Here is a 15668-nt window from a genome sequence, read left to right as displayed (position 1 = left end):
AGGCGCGCACGACGCCAGCCGCCGCGAGCGTGCCGGGGGCTTTCGAGGTGTGCTCGGTCTACTCTCCATATACTCGAGTACAGATAATATATCGAAAACCAACAGACCCTTAACAGGAGTGAAAGACGACTAGCCGGGGTCTTGCAGTACCGAGAAAGCTGTACTCGAGCGCGACCGATCACGGACTCGAGCCGACGAGCGGGAACTCGAGGTCGGGTCGACGGGTGGTGTACTGGATCACCGAGACGGCGAGCACGAGGAGACACAGCGCGAGTGCAACGAGCGGGGCGACGGTGGTGGTGGCGGGGGCGAGGACCGTGAGGACCAGTGCGACGGCACCCGCGCCGACGACGGTGGCGTAGACGCGGTGCCACTCGCGGGTGGTCTCGAGGCGGCGGTCGAGGTAGGGTTCGAAGACCTCCTCGCTCGGGATGAGCTCGATGCGGTGGGCGTCGGGGTCCCACTCGACGATGCCGTGGTCCTCGAGCATGGGGAGGTGGGTCTGGTAGAGGGAGATGTAGACGCGACGCCGCTGGGTCCTCGTGACCTCGTCGGCCTCGACGTCGTTCTCCCAGGCTGCGACCTGCTCGACGAGCGGCGCGAGGTCGCAGCTGCCACCCTGTCGTTTGAGAAACTGGACGGTCCGTCGTCGCCGAGCGTTGCTGAAGACGTCGAACAGCTCGGCCTGGGTGAGTTCACGTTCAGACATGGCTGCCCTCGTGGTCCCGATTCGACCGTCGATCGGGGGTGGACGAATACCTCACACAGCCCCCTGCCAGCCCCGCCCCCTTTACTATCTCACAGCTACCTTCTCGAAAGCCGAGTATACCCGTTAGAAGACGTGACTGACGCGATATCGAACGATTCGAGGACAAGAGTGTGACGTGAGTCGGGCCACGGCCAAGTCTGCGCTGCCGTCGTGGACGGTCACGAACGGGCGTACGTCGGCTTCATCTCGCCCGTAAACGGGTGGGCTTTCGCCTCGCTACCGCTGTAACCGGTGGGTCGTGCCATCGGAGAGCGGTGTCGCAGTGCCTGCCGACAGGAGTCAACGGTTCACGGCCAACCATCAGGAACCAGCGGCTCACGAACCTGCGGTTCCAGCCCGTCGATCGTCGGCCTCGAGCGCGATCCCCTCGGATGGCTGTGCGTGTTCGAGAAGAGAGTCGGGTCACGACGGCCGACTGGCCGGGCCGGTCGGGGAGGCCGACAGAGAGCAGGATGCCACGGCCGTCGTTCGAACGCGGGGCAGCGGGGAGAGCGCAGCCGGCGAGCGGCCGGACTATAGTCGGAGAAGGGACCGAAAACTGCGGAGCCGCCGACGGATACAGGCGAGAAACGAGGGAAAAACGGTCGAGAAACGGTCGGAAAACGAGTCTCCAGCCGCGGTGTATGGACCCCGTGATCGTTGTGCGAACGACCGCGTCGCTGTAGCACGAGTCTACGGGGGTGCAGGCGCGAGATAACAAAAGCCCGGCATCGGCTGTATCAGGACGATTCCCACCCGGGTATCGAGATCCAATGTATATACGAGAGAGACGACACGCACGGACTGGCCGGCCGGTCACCGGATCGGCCGCTGTCGGAGGTGAATCGCCGTGAGCGGCTTCGTCACCGGCGAGGACTGTTCGATCGACGAGACGGTCACGCTCGGGTATGGCTCGTTCGACGAGCCAGCGCAGATCGGCGACGGGGCGACGATCCGTGCCGGGTCGATCGTCTACGGTGACGTCACGATCGGCGACGGATTCACCACTGGTCACGACGTCGTGATCCGCGAGCGGACCACGATCGGGTCGGACGTCCTCGCGGGCACGAAGACAGTCGTCGACGGCAACACCCAGATCGGGTCGGACGTCAGCCTCCAGACCGGCGTCTACGTCCCCACGCGCACGACCATCGGCGACAACGTCTTCGTCGGCCCGAACGCCGTCCTGACGAACGATCCCTACCCCGTCCGCGCTGACGCCGACCTCGAGGGGCCGACTATCGAAGACGGCGCGTCGATCGGTGCGAACGCGACGATCCTGCCGGGCGTCACGATCGGCGAGAACGCCTTCGTCGCCGCTGGTGCCGTCGTGACCGAGGACGTGTCCGCGAACACGCTCGCGGTCGGCGTCCCCGCGACCGAAACAGCGCTCCCAGAGGGCCTCGAGGGGCCGAACCAGCTCGCATGACCGACGCAGAACCTACTCAGGACCTCGACGTCAGGGACTCACACACCGCGAACGAGCGACGCGAGTCGGACGTCGACTCCGGGTCGCGCCCGATCCCCATCGCCGAGCCAGACGTCAGCCGCCGGGCAATCGAACGCGTCGCGGCCGTCATGGAGCGCGGTGACCTCGCCGCGGGCGAAGAGGTCCGGGCGTTCGAAGCCGAGTTCGCAGACTACTGCGACGTCGACCACGGCGTCGCCACCTCGAACGGGACGACGGCGCTCCACGCGGCGCTCGAGGCCCTCGGCGTCGAGGAGGGCGACGCGGTGATCACGTCACCGTTCTCGTTCGTCGCGAGCGCGAACGCGATCAGACTGGCCGGCGGGACGCCTGTCTTCGCCGACGTCGATCCCGAGACCTACACGCTCGAGCCCGAGAGCGTCGAATCGGTCCTCGCTCGACGCGACGACGTCGTTGGCCTCCTGCCGGTGCACCTCTACGGGCTCCCCGCCCCGATGCCCGCTCTCTGTGACCTCGCGGACGATCACGGCCTGTTCGTCCTCGAGGACGCCTGTCAGGCTCACGGAGCCGAGATCGACGGGAACCGCGTCGGCAGCCTCGGTGACGCGGCCTGCTTCTCGTTCTATCCCACGAAGAACCTCACGACGGGCGAGGGCGGGATGATCGTCACCGACCGCGAGGACGTCGCCACACGGGCCGCGAGCTACGTCAACCACGGACGGGACCCCGACGGCGACGGCGGCTACGACCACCACGAACTCGGCCACAACTACCGGCTGACCAACGTCGCCGCAGCCATCGGCCGGGCCCAGCTCGAGCGCCTGCCGGCGTTTACCGAGGCCCGTCGCGAGAACGCCGATTTCTACGACGAGGCACTGGCAGAGACACCGATCGAGACGCCGACCGAACCGTCCGGCTACAGGCACGTCTACCACCAGTATACGATCCGGAGCGGCGACCGCGACGGGCTCGGGCAGGCACTCGAGGACGCGGGGATCGACACGTCGGTCTACTACGATCCGCCGATCCATCGCCAGCCGGCCTACGAGACGGTCGCGACGGCGGCGACGCGCCTTCCAGCGGCCGAGTCGGCCGCCGACGAGGTGCTCTCGATCCCCGTCCATCCGGGGCTCGAGCGGAGCGATCGAGAGCGGGTCGTCGACGTGATCGGTTCGTACGCCAGTTCGAGGTGACCACACACGTGATCGCAGCCATCCTATCATGAGCAGGAACGACACAGCAGCCCGAACGGATCCCATGCGCGTCGGCGTCGTCGGCGTCGGCGCGATGGGTGAAAATCACGCGCGAGTGTACAGTGAACTGCAGGACCAGGAGGTCGACCTCGCGGGCGTCGTCGACCGGGACGCGGCGGTTGCCCGACGCGTCGCCGCCGAGTACGGCACGACCGCGACCGACCTCGAGACGCTACTCGAGCGGTGTGACGCCGTCTCCGTCGCCGTGCCGACGCCCGCCCACGTCGAGACGGTCACGCGGTGTCTCGAGGCGGGCGTCGACGTTCTCGTCGAGAAACCGATCGCGCCGACGGTCGAGGAGGGTCGACAGCTCGCGAGACGCGCCAGCGAGACCGGCCAGGTGCTCCAGATCGGTCACATCGAGCGGTTCAATCCGGCCGTCCAGACGGTCGCCGACCTGATCGAGGACGTCGAGGTGATCGGGATCGAGGCCGAGCGACTCGGGCCCCCGGTCGACCGGACGGCCCGCGGGAACGTCGTCTTCGATCTGATGGTCCACGACGTCGACATCGTGGCCTCGCTGCTCGGCTCCGAGCCGGATTCGGTGACGGCGATGGGGACCGACGACGGCCAGTACGCCACCGCGACGCTCGCCTACGACGACGTCGTCGCGTCGCTGACCGCGAGTCGCGTGACCCAGAAGAAAGTGCGGAAACTGACCGTGACGGCCGCCGAGTGCCTGCTCGAGGTCGACTACCTCCAGCAGTCGGTGCTGATCCACCGGGACTCCTACCCGGCGTACCTGGTCGACGACGGCACCCGCCGGTACCGCCACGAGAGCGTCGTCGAGCGCCCGCGCGTCGACAACGGCGAACCGCTTCGCTACGAACTCGAGTCGTTCCTCGAGGCGTCACGCACCGGCTCGGAGCCGGAGGTGACGGCCGAGGACGGCATCCGCGCGCTCGAGACGGTCCAGACGATCGACTCGCTGGTGGCCGAGGACGAACCCGCGGCCGAACGGGAGGTGGAAGCCCAGTGAGCGAGCGCGAACGTCGTCGATCCGCGGCGGAGTCGTCGGAGATCGAACAGCGAGAGCAGGTCGGCCTCTACGACTCGAATCTGTCCGACTCCGCCCAGCGCGAGGCGCTGACGACCGGGTCGATCCCCGTCGCGGTCTACGGCCTCGGCAAGATGGGCCTCCCGCTCGCGGGCGTCTACGCGGAGACGACGGGGAACGTTACCGGCGTCGACGTCGACCCCGCAGTCGTCGAGACCGTCGACGCGGGCGACTGCCACGTCGTCGGCGAACCCGGCCTCGACCAACTGGTCGCCGAGCAGGTCGAGGCAGGCCGACTCGAGGCGACCACGGACGGACCTGCAGCCGCGGGCCGAGCGCGGATCCACGTCGTTATCGTCCCCACGCTGCTCGACGAGGCAGACGATCCGGACCTGACGACGGTCGAATCGGTCGCCGACGACGTCGCGGCCGGACTCGAGCCGGGAGACCTCGTGATCGCCGAATCGACGCTGCCACCGGGGACCTGCCGGGACGTGCTCCGCCCGCACCTGTCGGCGAAGTCGGGGCTCGAGCCCGACGAGTTCGGCCTCGCGTTCTGTCCGGAACGGACGTCCTCGGGGACGGCGCTGCGGGACGTCCGCGGCCAGTACCCGAAGGTCGTCGGGGGCGTCGACGACGAGAGCACGCGCGCGGCGTCGGTCGTCTACGACGAACTTTCGGACAACGACGTACACCCGGTCTCGGACGCGACGACTGCGGAGGCAGTGAAGGTCTTCGAGGGCGTCTACCGCGACGTCAACATCGCACTCGCGAACGAACTCGGGCGACTCGCCGACGAACTCGGTATTTCCGCGCGCGAGGCGTTCGCCACGGCCAACGACCTGCCGATGTGCCAGCTGCACGACCCCGGACCGGGCGTCGGGGGCCACTGTATCCCCTTCTACCCGCACTTCCTGCTCTCGGGAGCCGAGGAGCCACTCGAGCTCACCAGAACGGCGCGGGAGATCAACGACGGGATGCCCGCGGTGGTGGTCGATCGACTCGAGGGGCAACTCGCCGCGGTCGAAGATGGCACCGATGTGGCGGCAGGCGAGTCACCGCTCGAGGACGCCACGGTCGTCGTCCTCGGGATCACGTATCGCCCCGGCGTCGAGGAGACCCGCGCGTCGCCGGCGATCGGTGTCATCGATGCGCTGGATGAGGCAGGAGCAGACGTCGTCGGCGTGGACCCGCTCGTCGATCCGGGCGAGTACGGCGCACGCGCGATCGACCGCGAGGACCTCCCCGACGAATCGGTCGACGCGATCGTCCTCGTGACGCCACACGAGGAGTTCGGAGCGATCGAGTGGGACACGCTCGAGCCGACGGTGATCGTCGATGGTCGGGACGCCCTCGCCGGCGACGGGTCGGTGGCGAGCGAGACCGCCCTCGAGCGCCATCGCGTCTACACGCTCGGCGGATCGCGATCGGGCGCGCCGCCTCGCGGGCACGCGGGCTCGAGTCGGACCGACGTCGAGCCAGTCGATGGAACGATCGAGACGGGCACGGACGCGCACCCCGAACCAACCGACGCGGGACGAACGGACGGAGGAGACGATGTATAAGGGCAAGACGGTCGGCGTGGTGGTGACCGCCTACGACGAGGACGCGTTCGTCGGCGGCGTGATCGAGACGGTGCCGGACTTCGTCGACCGGATCTACGCCGTCGACGACGCCTCGCCGGACGACAGCTGGGACGTGATTCAGGAGGTCGCCGCCGAGATCAACGCTCGCGAGTCGGTGCCGCCCGAGGTCGTGGCCGCCGACGGGGGCCCAGACCTCGGGAGTGGTGTACAAGCGGGAGGCGACGCAGACAGGGACGACCGGCGCGTCGTCCCGATCCGCCACGAGGAGAACCGGGGCTACGGCGGTGCGGTAAAGACCGGCTACCGGCGAGCCGCGGCCGACGGCATCGACGTCGTCGCGGTGCTGAACGGCGACGGCCAGATGGACCCCGACATCTTAGATCGGATCGTCGACCCCGTGGCAACGGGCGAGGCCGATTACGCGAAAGGGAACCGCCTGCTGACCGCCGAGGACCGCGAGGGGATGTCGACGTTCCGGTTCGTCGGCAACGCGATGCTTACCGGCCTCTCGAAGTTCGCGACCGGCTACTGGACGATCGGCGACCCGCAGAACGGCTACACCGCCATCTCGCGGGAGACGATCGAATCGCTCGACCTCGAGTCGATCACGGACCGGTACGGCTTCCTGAACCACATCCTCACACACCTCAACGTCGACGATCGACGGGTCGCCGACGTCGCCATGTCGGCGGTCTACGGCGACGAGGAGAGCAGCATCCGCTACACGACGTTCGTCCGGTTCGTCTCGCTGTTGCTCCTGCGGAGCTTCCTGTGGCGACTCGAGCGCCAGTACGTCGTCGAGGGGTTTCACCCGGCGGCGCTGTTCTACGCCACCGGCGCGACCGGACTGGCTGGCGGCGTGGTCGGCACGCTGGCGGCGTGCTGGCGTGGCGCTCGAGCGGAGGACTCGAACGCGCTCGCCGGCGTCCTCACCGGCTTCGTGGCAGTCCTGCTCGGGCTGGTCGCGTTAGGGATCGCCATCGCCATGGACGCCACAGAAAACGAGCCGCTGGAGACGACGCGCTACGAGTATCGCGGCGAGGCGGCGACGAGTGACGAGGAGTCCGCAGAGCAGCGTGGCGCACACGAAGACGGGTGCGACCCGGGCGAGTGGACGGAGCCGGGGACGTTCGACCCACACCCCGACTCGAGCGAGGCCGCCGACGGACTCGCCGGCGAGGCACTCGAGTGAGCGGGCCGTCGTGGTCCCGTGGAAGCCATCACTCGGGTCTGCGAGCGACCGGTGCTCAGCTGGACTCGAGGTCGATCCGCTCGAGCCCGTAGGTGATCTCCGTCGGGTGGGGCTCGTAGCCGCTGACGGTCGAGGCCGTTGCGACGACGTTCGTGTAGCTCGTCAGGACGGCGATCGGTGCATCCTCGAGGACGATCGACTGGACCTCGTGGTACCGGTCCCGTCGCTGCTCGCGGTCGTCGAGTTCGCGGGCCTCCTCGAGTAACGCGTCGACCGTCTCGTTCTCGTAGCCGTGGTAGAGGTCGCCCTCGGAGTGGAACATGTCGGCGAGCCTGTCGGGGTCGGGATACCACAGCGTTCCCCAGGAGGTGAGGTAGGCGTCGAAATCGCCCTGCGAGACGGTGTCGAGCATCGTCCCGTACTCGAGAACCGTGATCTCGAGGTCGACACCGACGTCGGCAAGCTGGCCCTGCAGTACTTCGGCGATCAGTGGGAGACTCCGGGCATCGAAAGTGACGATCTCGATCGAGAGCATCTCACCGTCACGACGTCGGATCTCGTCGTCCGCGGCCATCGTCCAGCCAGCCTCCTCGAGCAGGTCACGGGCCCGGTCGGGATCGAACAGCGACTCCTCGAGATCCGGATCGGCCCAGTCGGTCATCTCGGGGGAGATGGGAGCGATCGCCGGGTCGTCGACGCCCTCGAGGACGGAGTCGGTAAGCGCCTCCCGGTCGACGGCGTGGGTTACGGCCTGACGAACGCGCCGGTCGTCGAACGGCTCGGACTGGGTGTCGAACGTCAGAAACCTGATCCGAGGGATTTCGGGCGTATAGACGTCGATTCCGTCGGTCGCTTCGAGGGAGTCGACGGCCTCCTGTGGGAGGATGCGTGCCATCTCGAGTTCGCCGTTCTCGAGTCGCATCCGCCGGGTCTGGTCGTCTTCGACGACCTCGTAACGAACGGATTCGAACGCCGGGGTCTCGCCGTAGTAGTCGTCGTTTCGGACCACCCGGAGCTGTGAACCGGGATCGATCGAATCGGCGACGAACGGACCGGTGGCGATCGGCTCCGTCAGCTCCCCGTCGTCGAACGAGCCAGGGCCCAGAACGACCGCCTCGTGTCGCGAGAGGTGAGCCGGCAGCGGGGCAAACGGCGATTCGGTCTCGACGCCGACGGTCGAGTCGTCGACGGCCTCGACCACGTCGATCGGGACGCCAGCGAACGCCTCCGCGTCGACGGTGCGCTCGAGGGAGGTGACGACGGCGTCGGCGGTGAGCGCTGTGCCGTCGTGGAACGTGACGCCCTCCCGCAGGGAGAACTCCCAGCGGGTGTCGTCGACGCGTTCCCAGTCGGTCGCCAGCCCCGGTTCGGGTTCGGCGTCGTAGTCGACGGCGACGAGTGCCTCGGTGACGCCCATTCGTCTGAGCGCGTGGCCGCCCTCGAGCGGATCGCTGCCGACGTCCCACGGCGCGCCGATGCGGAAGTCGTCGTCGCTCGCTCCGTCGGCGAGACAGCCCGCGAGCGCGAGCGTCCCTCCTCCGAGCGCTGTTTTCAGTGCGGTTCGTCGATCCATCGTGAAAGCTGCGTGTTCGGTCATGGGTCAGTTGTCGAATTCGGATTCGCGTTCGGTTGCCGATTCTTCGGCGTAGTGACATCGCGAGACGGCCTCGCCGACGGCTTGCCAGTCCGGGTGCTGGGTCAGACAGTCGTCGTCGGCCATCGGACATCGTGGATGGAACGGACAGCCCGACGGACGGTCGGTCGGGCTCGGAGGCTCGCCGGCGAGTCCACCGGCGTCAGCCGAGCCGTCCCGGCCGGGGATCGCCTCGAGTAACGTCGCCGTGTAGGGGTGAGCCGGCCGCGAGAGGACCTGACTCGCCGGACCGACCTCGAGGAGTCGTCCCAGATACATCGTCGCGACCCGATCGGCGACGTGGCGGACGACCTCGAGGTCGTGGGAGACGAACAGGTACGCCAGATCGAGGTCCGACTGGAGTCGCGAGAGGAGGTTGAGGACGGTTGCCTGGATCGAGACGTCGAGGGCGGCCGTCGGCTCGTCGAGAACGATCAGTGAGGGCTCGAGTGCGAGCGCACGGGCGATCGCCACCCGCTGACGCTGGCCACCCGAGAGCTGGCGCGGGTAGCGGTCGGCGAGGTCGGTTGGCAGGTCGACGAGCGAGAGCAGGTCGTCGATCCGAGCCTCGCGCCGGTCAGCTGCCCAGCCAGCCTCGACCAGTGGTTCGGCGATCGACTCGCCGACCGTCAGGCGCGGGTCGAGACTCGATCCCGGGTGCTGGAACACGACACCGACGTCGGCGAGCTGATCCGGCCGTCGCGAGTCGACGTCGTCGACGGGCTCGCCGTGGAGCGAGACCGTTCCCGCGGTCGGTGACTCGAGACCGGCGATCAGGCGGGCGAGGGTCGACTTGCCACAGCCGCTCTCACCCACCAGCCCCAGTGTCTCGCCCGCCCGCAGGGACAGTGAGACGTCGGAAACGGCCGTCAGCCGCTCGTCGGTCCCGACGAACCGATCGATCAGCCCCTCGGACGTCCGGAACGACCTGGTCACGCCCTCGAGTTCAAGTATCGGATCCGCATCTGGCGTCGGCTGTCCGGACGTCGACGCCGAGTTCTGGGTTCGAGCAGTCACGGCACCGGTCGCCACGCCACCGTCGACGGCCACGCTCGCGGCTTCGTCGTCGGTGGTCGACATCCCGGTACCGGGCCGGTCGACCCTGATAGCCTCACGGAGCGACTCGAGGTCGGCCCCTCGAGCCGCCGGGACGCCACAGCGGACCGTCTGACCCGACTCGAGTGTGACGACGGGTTGTTCGGCGGATCGACAGTCCTCGCGTGCGAACGGGCAGCGGTCCGCGAAGACGCAGCCTGCCGGCGGCGGGGAGCCGTCGGGTGGCGTTCCACCGACCGTCGGCAGCGGCTCACTCGGCGTCGATCGGCCGGGAAGACAGCCGAGAAGCGCCTTCGTGTAGGGATGGCCGGGATTCGAGAGTAACGCTTCGGTCGGTCCCGACTCGACGACCACGCCGTCGTACATGACGACGATGCGGTCACAGAGCCGGGAGACGACGCCCAGGTCGTGACTGATGAGCACGATTCCCATCCCGTACTCGTCGTTGAGCGTCGCGAGCCGATCGAGAATCGCCGCCTGGGTCGTCGTATCGAGCGCGGTCGTCGGCTCGTCGGCGATCAGCAGCGAGGGACGGCGGGCCAGTGCGATGGCGAGCATCACCCGCTGGCGCATGCCACCGCTGAACTGGTGTGGATAGTCGTCGATCCGTGCGTCCGGATCCGGGATGCCGACCTCGGCCAGCAACTCGAGCACCCGCTCTCGAGTCTCGCTCGAGCCGAGCCGGGAGGTGACGCCGGCGAGCAGTTCCCGGACGAACGGCTGAGCGGCCGGATCGCGGTGGACGCGGATCGCCTCGGCGATCTGTTCGCCGACGGTATAGGTCGGGTTGAGCGTCGTCTCGGGGTCCTGAAACACCATCGCGAGTTCCCGGCCGCGCACTCGGCGGAGCGTCCGGTCGTCGGCCGCCGTCAGGTCAGTGCCGTCGAACGTGACGCTCCCGCGGACGATCTCACCGGGGTCTTCGAGCCGGACGATCGAGCGGGCAGTGACGGACTTGCCACAGCCGCTCTCGCCGACCAGTCCGACGATCTCACCGGCGTCGACGGTGAAGGTGGCCCCGTTGACCGCGTGGACCGGCCCGGACCGGGTTCGGAAGCGAACGTGGAGATCGGAGACCTCGAGGGGCATTCAGCCTCGCCTCCGTTGGCCGTCGTCGAGGTGGTCGGGGTCGAGAACGTCTCGCAGGCCGTCACCGAGGACGCTGAAGCCGATGACGGTCACCATGATCGCGATACCCGGGCCGGTGACGAGCCACGGGGCAGAACGCAGGTACTCCCGGCCGCCAGCGATCATCGTTCCCCACTCGGGCGTGGGCGGCTGTGCGCCCAGCCCGAGAAAGGAGAGTCCGGCGGCGGTGAGGACGATCGTCCCGAGGTTCATCGTCGCGAGGACGACCACTGGCGTGAGGGCGTTCGGCAACAGGTGTCGGCGAACGAGCCGTCGTCGCGGCGTCCCGAAGAGGCGGGCAGCCTCGACGAACGGGCGGTCTCTGACCGCGAGGACGGTTCCGCGAACGACGCGGGCGTAGCTCGCCCAGCCGACGACCGAAAGGGCGATCAGCACGTTCCGCAGGCTCGGCCCGAGGACGCCCGCGATCACGAGCGCGAGGACGAGCGCGGGGAAGGCGAGTTGAACGTCGACGAGGCGCATCAGTGCGGCATCGACGACTCCACCGACTGTCCCTGCCACGAGGCCGATCGTCGTTCCGACGAGGACCCGGACGGCCGTCGCGACGATCGCGAGGGCGAGCGAGACTCGTGCGCCGTAGACGATCCGCGTCGCCACGTCCCGCCCGAGCGCGTCGGTACCAAGTGGGTGGGCGAGTGAGGGACCCTGGAGTCGGTTCTCGAGCACCTGCGCGGTCGGGTCGTACGGCGTAAGCACCGGCCCGACGACGGCGACGATCGAGAGCAGGATGACCAGTCCGCCGCCGAGGCGGACACTCGAGTTGGATCGAAGCGACCACGCGAGTTGCGAGCGCGTTCGGTCCCGGACCCACTCGAGGATCGCTCTCGAGGCGTGTCTGGCCGACCCGGAACGGGCGTGTCGCTCACTCACGTGCGCTCACCCCGATCGATTCGTGGGTCGAGGGCGACGTAGGCGAGATCGACCAGCTGGTTCGTGAGCACGAACGCGACCGCCGTCAGGAGGACGACGCCCTGAACGACCGGGTAATCCCGGGCGAAGACGGCGTCGACGAGGACGGTCCCGAGTCCCGGCCGCTGGAAGACGACCTCGACGACGACCGCCCCGCTCAGGACGAACCCGAACTGGAGGCCGACGATCGTCACGACCGGAATCAGGGCGTTTCGCAGGGCGTGTTTGTACACCACGAGTCGCTCCCGGACGCCCTTCGAACGAGCGGTGTCGACGTACTCGGCCTCGAGTACCTCGAGCATCGAGGTGCGGACGAGTCGAACGACGATCGCTGCCAGGCCGGTGCCGAGAGTGATCGCTGGAAGCACCAGGTGTGCGAGCGTGCCGGATCCGGCGGCCGGCGTGAGTCCGAGGTGGAGCGCGACGGCGAGGATCAACAGGTAGCCGAGCCAGAAGTTGGGCATAGAGACGCCGAGTAACGCGGTCAGCTGGCTCGCCCGATCGATCCAGGTGTCCTGATGGACGGCACTGACGACACCGACAGGGATCGCCAGCGCGAGCGAGACTGCCATCGCCGCGAGGGCGAGTTCGACGGTGTTCGGGAGGTGCTGCAGGAGAATCGCCGTCACCGGCTCCGATCGGGTGTAGGAGGTCCCGAGATCACCCCGGAGTACGTTCCCCAGCCAGGTGAGATACTGGCTCAGGAACGGTTCGTCGAGGCCGTGTTCGGTCCGGAAAGCGGCGACCTCGGCCTCCGAGGGCGGACTCCCGCGTCGCTCGTGGAGGACCGTGTACGCCGGGTCACCGGGGGTGAGATAGATGAGCCCGTAGGTGAGCAACGAAACGCCGGCCAGCACGACCGTCAGCGACCCCAATCGTGTGGCGAACCCTCGGAGCATGTGTTACAGATTCTGGGGACGACGGCGCCGGGACTGTGGTCGCGTCGGAATCGACACGCCCGGCTGAGAGACCCACAGTCGTCCCGTCCCGTCGGTCGCGTTCGACCGCCTCCTCCACATCATGAAACTCAACTTTAGGTAGTGCAATCTGTGTTGTAAAGATTCGGATTTCCCTGTCCGCTCACTTCCCCGCGCATCGACGCTACCGAACGATCACGTCGTCGGACCCGATGTCGTACGCCATATTATTATTTTTATCGTTTTATTTAATAACTTCATTGGTTCGGAGCCGGCGTTACGACACGACGGTAGCACCAGAAGCGATACCACGGAACACACCAGCGAGGATGGTGGTGGGTCAGTCGTCAGTGATCGCTTGGACACTCTCGAGGTCAGTCAGCGCGAGTGATTCGAACGCGTCGACGAACCGCTCGAGTGCGCCGTCCTCCCTCACGAGCCCGAGATAGGGTTCGATGAGTTCCAGTTCCATGAGGAGAAGCCGACCGTCGCGCTCGACGTAGTCGACGCGAGCGTAGGAAAGGTCGGACGGAGCACACTCGAGCCGGTCACAGGCCGTCTCGAGGACAGACCGGGCGGTCGATCGCAGGTCGTCGTGTGGTTCGTAGGAGTCGTCAGCCTCCTCGAAGTCGCTGAAGTCGTCCGGTTTCGTCGGATCGTTCCAGGCGTGGCTGTACTCCCCGCGAACGAACACGATCGAGCGTTCCCCACGCTCGATCTCCGGAGCGAACTGCTGGACCACCACGTCGCGGTCGGCACAGGCGGCCTCGAACCGTGACTGGTCGTCGGCCACGTCGTCGAGACTGGTCCGCCAGACGCCCGTGGAACTCGCCCCGACTGCGGGTTTTACCACCGCCTCCGTCCACCCCCGCTGCCGCAGGATCGACTCGAGAGCGACGTCGGTTCCTGCCTCGACGCAAACCGACGGCGGGATCGGGACGCCTGCTGCCTCGAGGTCGCGGTAGTAGGACTTGTGGGCGTTCCACCGCATCACCGACGGAGGGTTGTAGACGTCTGGATCCGACCGCTCGAGAGTCGTCAGGAACTCCCGGAATGCGGTCGGATCGGTGTGGTAGTCCCAGCAGGAGCGAACCAGAACGGCATCGTAGGCGTCGAGATCTCCGGCGGCTGACCAGACGATGGGGTCGGCGCGAACGCCACGATCCTCGAGTGTAGCGGCAATCGCCTTCCCGTCGTCGAAGAGGTCGGGGTACCGCTCACCGGTGAGAATTCCCACGCGAGGCTCGTCGATCGTCATCGGTCACCAGCCGGTCTGGACCCGGTTCGTCGACGTCGTCCCGACGCTCGACGGTCCGTGCTGGGTGGCTGAATACGACGCTGCGTGTTCGTCACACCGGCGGCGAGGGCCACGCCGGCGAACGGTGTCGACTCCATGATCGACGGTTCCTGTCGGTGAGCAAGTAGCTATCGTTCGTCGAGCACACGATCAGCGTGAGACTACCGACCGCGGCCTGACCACCCTGCGACTCGAGGGGTCGAGCCGGTCGACCGACCCGCGAGCCTCCGCGACGTCGACCAGCAGGTTGGTCAGGTTCACCAGGTCGGTCACGTACGCCTCGCGACGGCGCTGCCAGCGGTCAGCGGCCGTCCCGTCACCAGCGAGTGCGAGCGCTCGATCCCGGACCTCGGCGTAGGTGTCGAACTGCTCGACGAGGCCCTGCCGCTCGAGTTCCTGAAACTCGCCGTAGACGTGGTCATCTGTGCCGCGGTAGCGGAGCGCAGGCGTCCCGAGGAGGCCAGCCTCGGTGACCATCGTGCCGGTGTCGGCGACCAGCAGCGACGCGCCGGCCATCGCGTCGTGGATCAGCGCCGGGTGCAGGTCGTACGGTCGGGCCGGGAGGTCAGCGAGGTCGAGGGTCCCACCCTCGTCGGAGACGAACACCGTCAGGCGCTCGCCGAGCCGGTCGATCAGGTCACGGCGCTGGGACGGCGTGAACCCCTCGAGCCCGGCGTCGTGGAGCGCCTCGAGCGCGTTGAACCGGAGGATGGCGTACGGTTCGTCGGCGTCGATGCCGAGGTACTCGTGGACGGTAGAATCGGGATCGAACACCTCGGGGTGGAGCGACGCACACTCGACGAAGCCGTCGAACGTGTAGTGGGCGTCGCCGAGGTCTCGGCGAGTGACCGACGGCGAGAGGATGGTGTCGGCGAAGGGCCGCGAGATGGTATGGTTGAAATCCGTCGGTTCGTCGTCGAGGACGAGCACGGTCGGTGCCCGCGCGAGCGTGCCCGCCGCGGCGGCGTAGGGACCCCGGCCGAAGACGACGTCCGGCTGGAACTCGAGGGTCGCCCGCGCGATCCGGGCGAACTGACTGGCCAGCGCCGTCCCGAACTCGAGTCGCGAGGCCGTCTCCGGAACGTGCTCGCCGTACGTCCGGTACGGCATGCCGTAGAACTCGAGCAAGTCCGTAGTGCAGCCGGCCTCGCGCCCCAGAACGCACACCTCGTGTCCCCGTTCCTCGAGCCTGGCGACGGCGTGACGGTACAGGTGGACGTGCGCCGGCGTGTTCGTGAAGACCAGAATCCGCATCGGCCGGACAGAGGGTCGATCACCGCTTTGTAATTCGAAGGGTACAGATTGTGGGCGAGAAACAGGTTAGAAGCCGTGTACTCGAAAACAGACGGCTTCTACCGGACAGTTTGCCGACGGTTACCACGCTGCTTGCACCTGCCGGGAGTGGCCCCAATGGGTCGGCTCACGGCTCGAGGCGGCTGAAAACCCCAATGTATGAGGCGGAACGGTCGTCACAACCGCACTGTTCGAGGTTCAACGGCCGA

12 protein-coding genes are annotated in these 15668 nt (G+C 67.6%); 5 read left to right on the top strand and 7 right to left on the bottom strand.

Features of this window, described 5'->3' with window-relative positions; genetic code table 11:
• Positions 1 to 178: 178 nt before the first annotated feature.
• Complete coding sequence (locus tag B1756_RS10925; RefSeq protein ID WP_086888564.1) at positions 179 to 709, bottom strand: DUF7344 domain-containing protein; 531 nt, start codon at positions 707 to 709, stop codon at positions 179 to 181.
• Positions 710 to 1598: 889 nt separating this feature from the next.
• Here B1756_RS10925 and B1756_RS10920 point away from each other — a divergent pair.
• Genes B1756_RS10920 through B1756_RS10900 form a run of 5 tightly spaced genes read left to right on the top strand, consistent with a single transcriptional unit; the run spans position 1599 to position 7205 of the window.
• The gene (locus B1756_RS10920) at positions 1599 to 2177 is read left to right on the top strand and encodes an acyltransferase (protein ID WP_086888563.1); all 579 of its coding nucleotides are present in this window, start codon (positions 1599 to 1601) and stop codon (positions 2175 to 2177) included.
• Positions 2174 to 3370, top strand: coding sequence for a DegT/DnrJ/EryC1/StrS family aminotransferase (locus B1756_RS10915; RefSeq protein WP_086888562.1), 1197 nt, complete (start codon positions 2174 to 2176; stop codon positions 3368 to 3370). The genes B1756_RS10920 and B1756_RS10915 overlap by 4 nt, the downstream gene beginning before the upstream one ends.
• A gap of 28 nt (positions 3371 to 3398) precedes the next feature.
• Positions 3399 to 4409, top strand: coding sequence for a Gfo/Idh/MocA family protein (locus B1756_RS10910; RefSeq protein WP_086888561.1), 1011 nt, complete (start codon positions 3399 to 3401; stop codon positions 4407 to 4409).
• Positions 4406 to 5992, top strand: coding sequence for a nucleotide sugar dehydrogenase (locus tag B1756_RS10905; RefSeq protein WP_394340681.1), 1587 nt, complete (start codon positions 4406 to 4408; stop codon positions 5990 to 5992). The genes B1756_RS10910 and B1756_RS10905 overlap by 4 nt, the downstream gene beginning before the upstream one ends.
• Positions 5985 to 7205 carry a glycosyltransferase family 2 protein gene (locus tag B1756_RS10900; protein WP_086890150.1) on the top strand — a complete coding sequence of 407 codons (1221 nt, stop codon included), beginning with the start codon at positions 5985 to 5987 and terminating at the stop codon, positions 7203 to 7205. Before B1756_RS10905 ends, B1756_RS10900 begins: the two co-directional genes overlap by 8 nt.
• A 55-nt stretch (positions 7206 to 7260) precedes the next feature.
• On the opposite strand, the gene B1756_RS10895 is transcribed toward B1756_RS10900, so the two are convergent.
• From B1756_RS10895 to B1756_RS10870, 6 genes are all read right to left on the bottom strand, one after another.
• Entirely contained in the window at positions 7261 to 8802 is a 1542-nt protein-coding gene (locus tag B1756_RS10895) for an ABC transporter substrate-binding protein (protein WP_086888560.1), read from the bottom strand.
• Positions 8803 to 8805: 3 nt separating this feature from the next.
• Positions 8806 to 10983 (bottom strand): dipeptide ABC transporter ATP-binding protein, encoded by a 2178-nt coding sequence (locus B1756_RS10890; RefSeq protein ID WP_086888559.1) that lies wholly within the window; start codon positions 10981 to 10983, stop codon positions 8806 to 8808.
• Entirely contained in the window at positions 10984 to 11913 is a 930-nt protein-coding gene (gene nikC / locus B1756_RS10885) for a nickel transporter permease (RefSeq protein ID WP_086888558.1), read from the bottom strand. It lies immediately after the preceding gene.
• A complete protein-coding gene (gene nikB, locus B1756_RS10880) occupies positions 11910 to 12851 on the bottom strand; it encodes a nickel ABC transporter permease (protein ID WP_086888557.1) in 942 nt (313 codons plus the stop codon). The genes nikC and nikB overlap by 4 nt, the downstream gene beginning before the upstream one ends.
• Positions 12852 to 13209: 358 nt before the next feature.
• Positions 13210 to 14127 carry an ATP-grasp domain-containing protein gene (locus B1756_RS10875; protein ID WP_086888556.1) on the bottom strand — a complete coding sequence of 306 codons (918 nt, stop codon included), beginning with the start codon at positions 14125 to 14127 and terminating at the stop codon, positions 13210 to 13212.
• A 189-nt stretch (positions 14128 to 14316) separates the two neighbouring features.
• Positions 14317 to 15420 (bottom strand): DUF354 domain-containing protein, encoded by a 1104-nt coding sequence (locus B1756_RS10870; protein ID WP_086888555.1) that lies wholly within the window; start codon positions 15418 to 15420, stop codon positions 14317 to 14319.
• Positions 15421 to 15668: the final 248 nt, after the last annotated feature.

The organism is Natrarchaeobaculum aegyptiacum (assembly GCF_002156705.1).
Taxonomy (GTDB): domain Archaea; phylum Halobacteriota; class Halobacteria; order Halobacteriales; family Natrialbaceae; genus Natrarchaeobaculum; species Natrarchaeobaculum aegyptiacum.
Note: the sequence above shows the minus strand (reverse complement) of the source record. Positions and strands in the feature narration are given on the sequence as shown.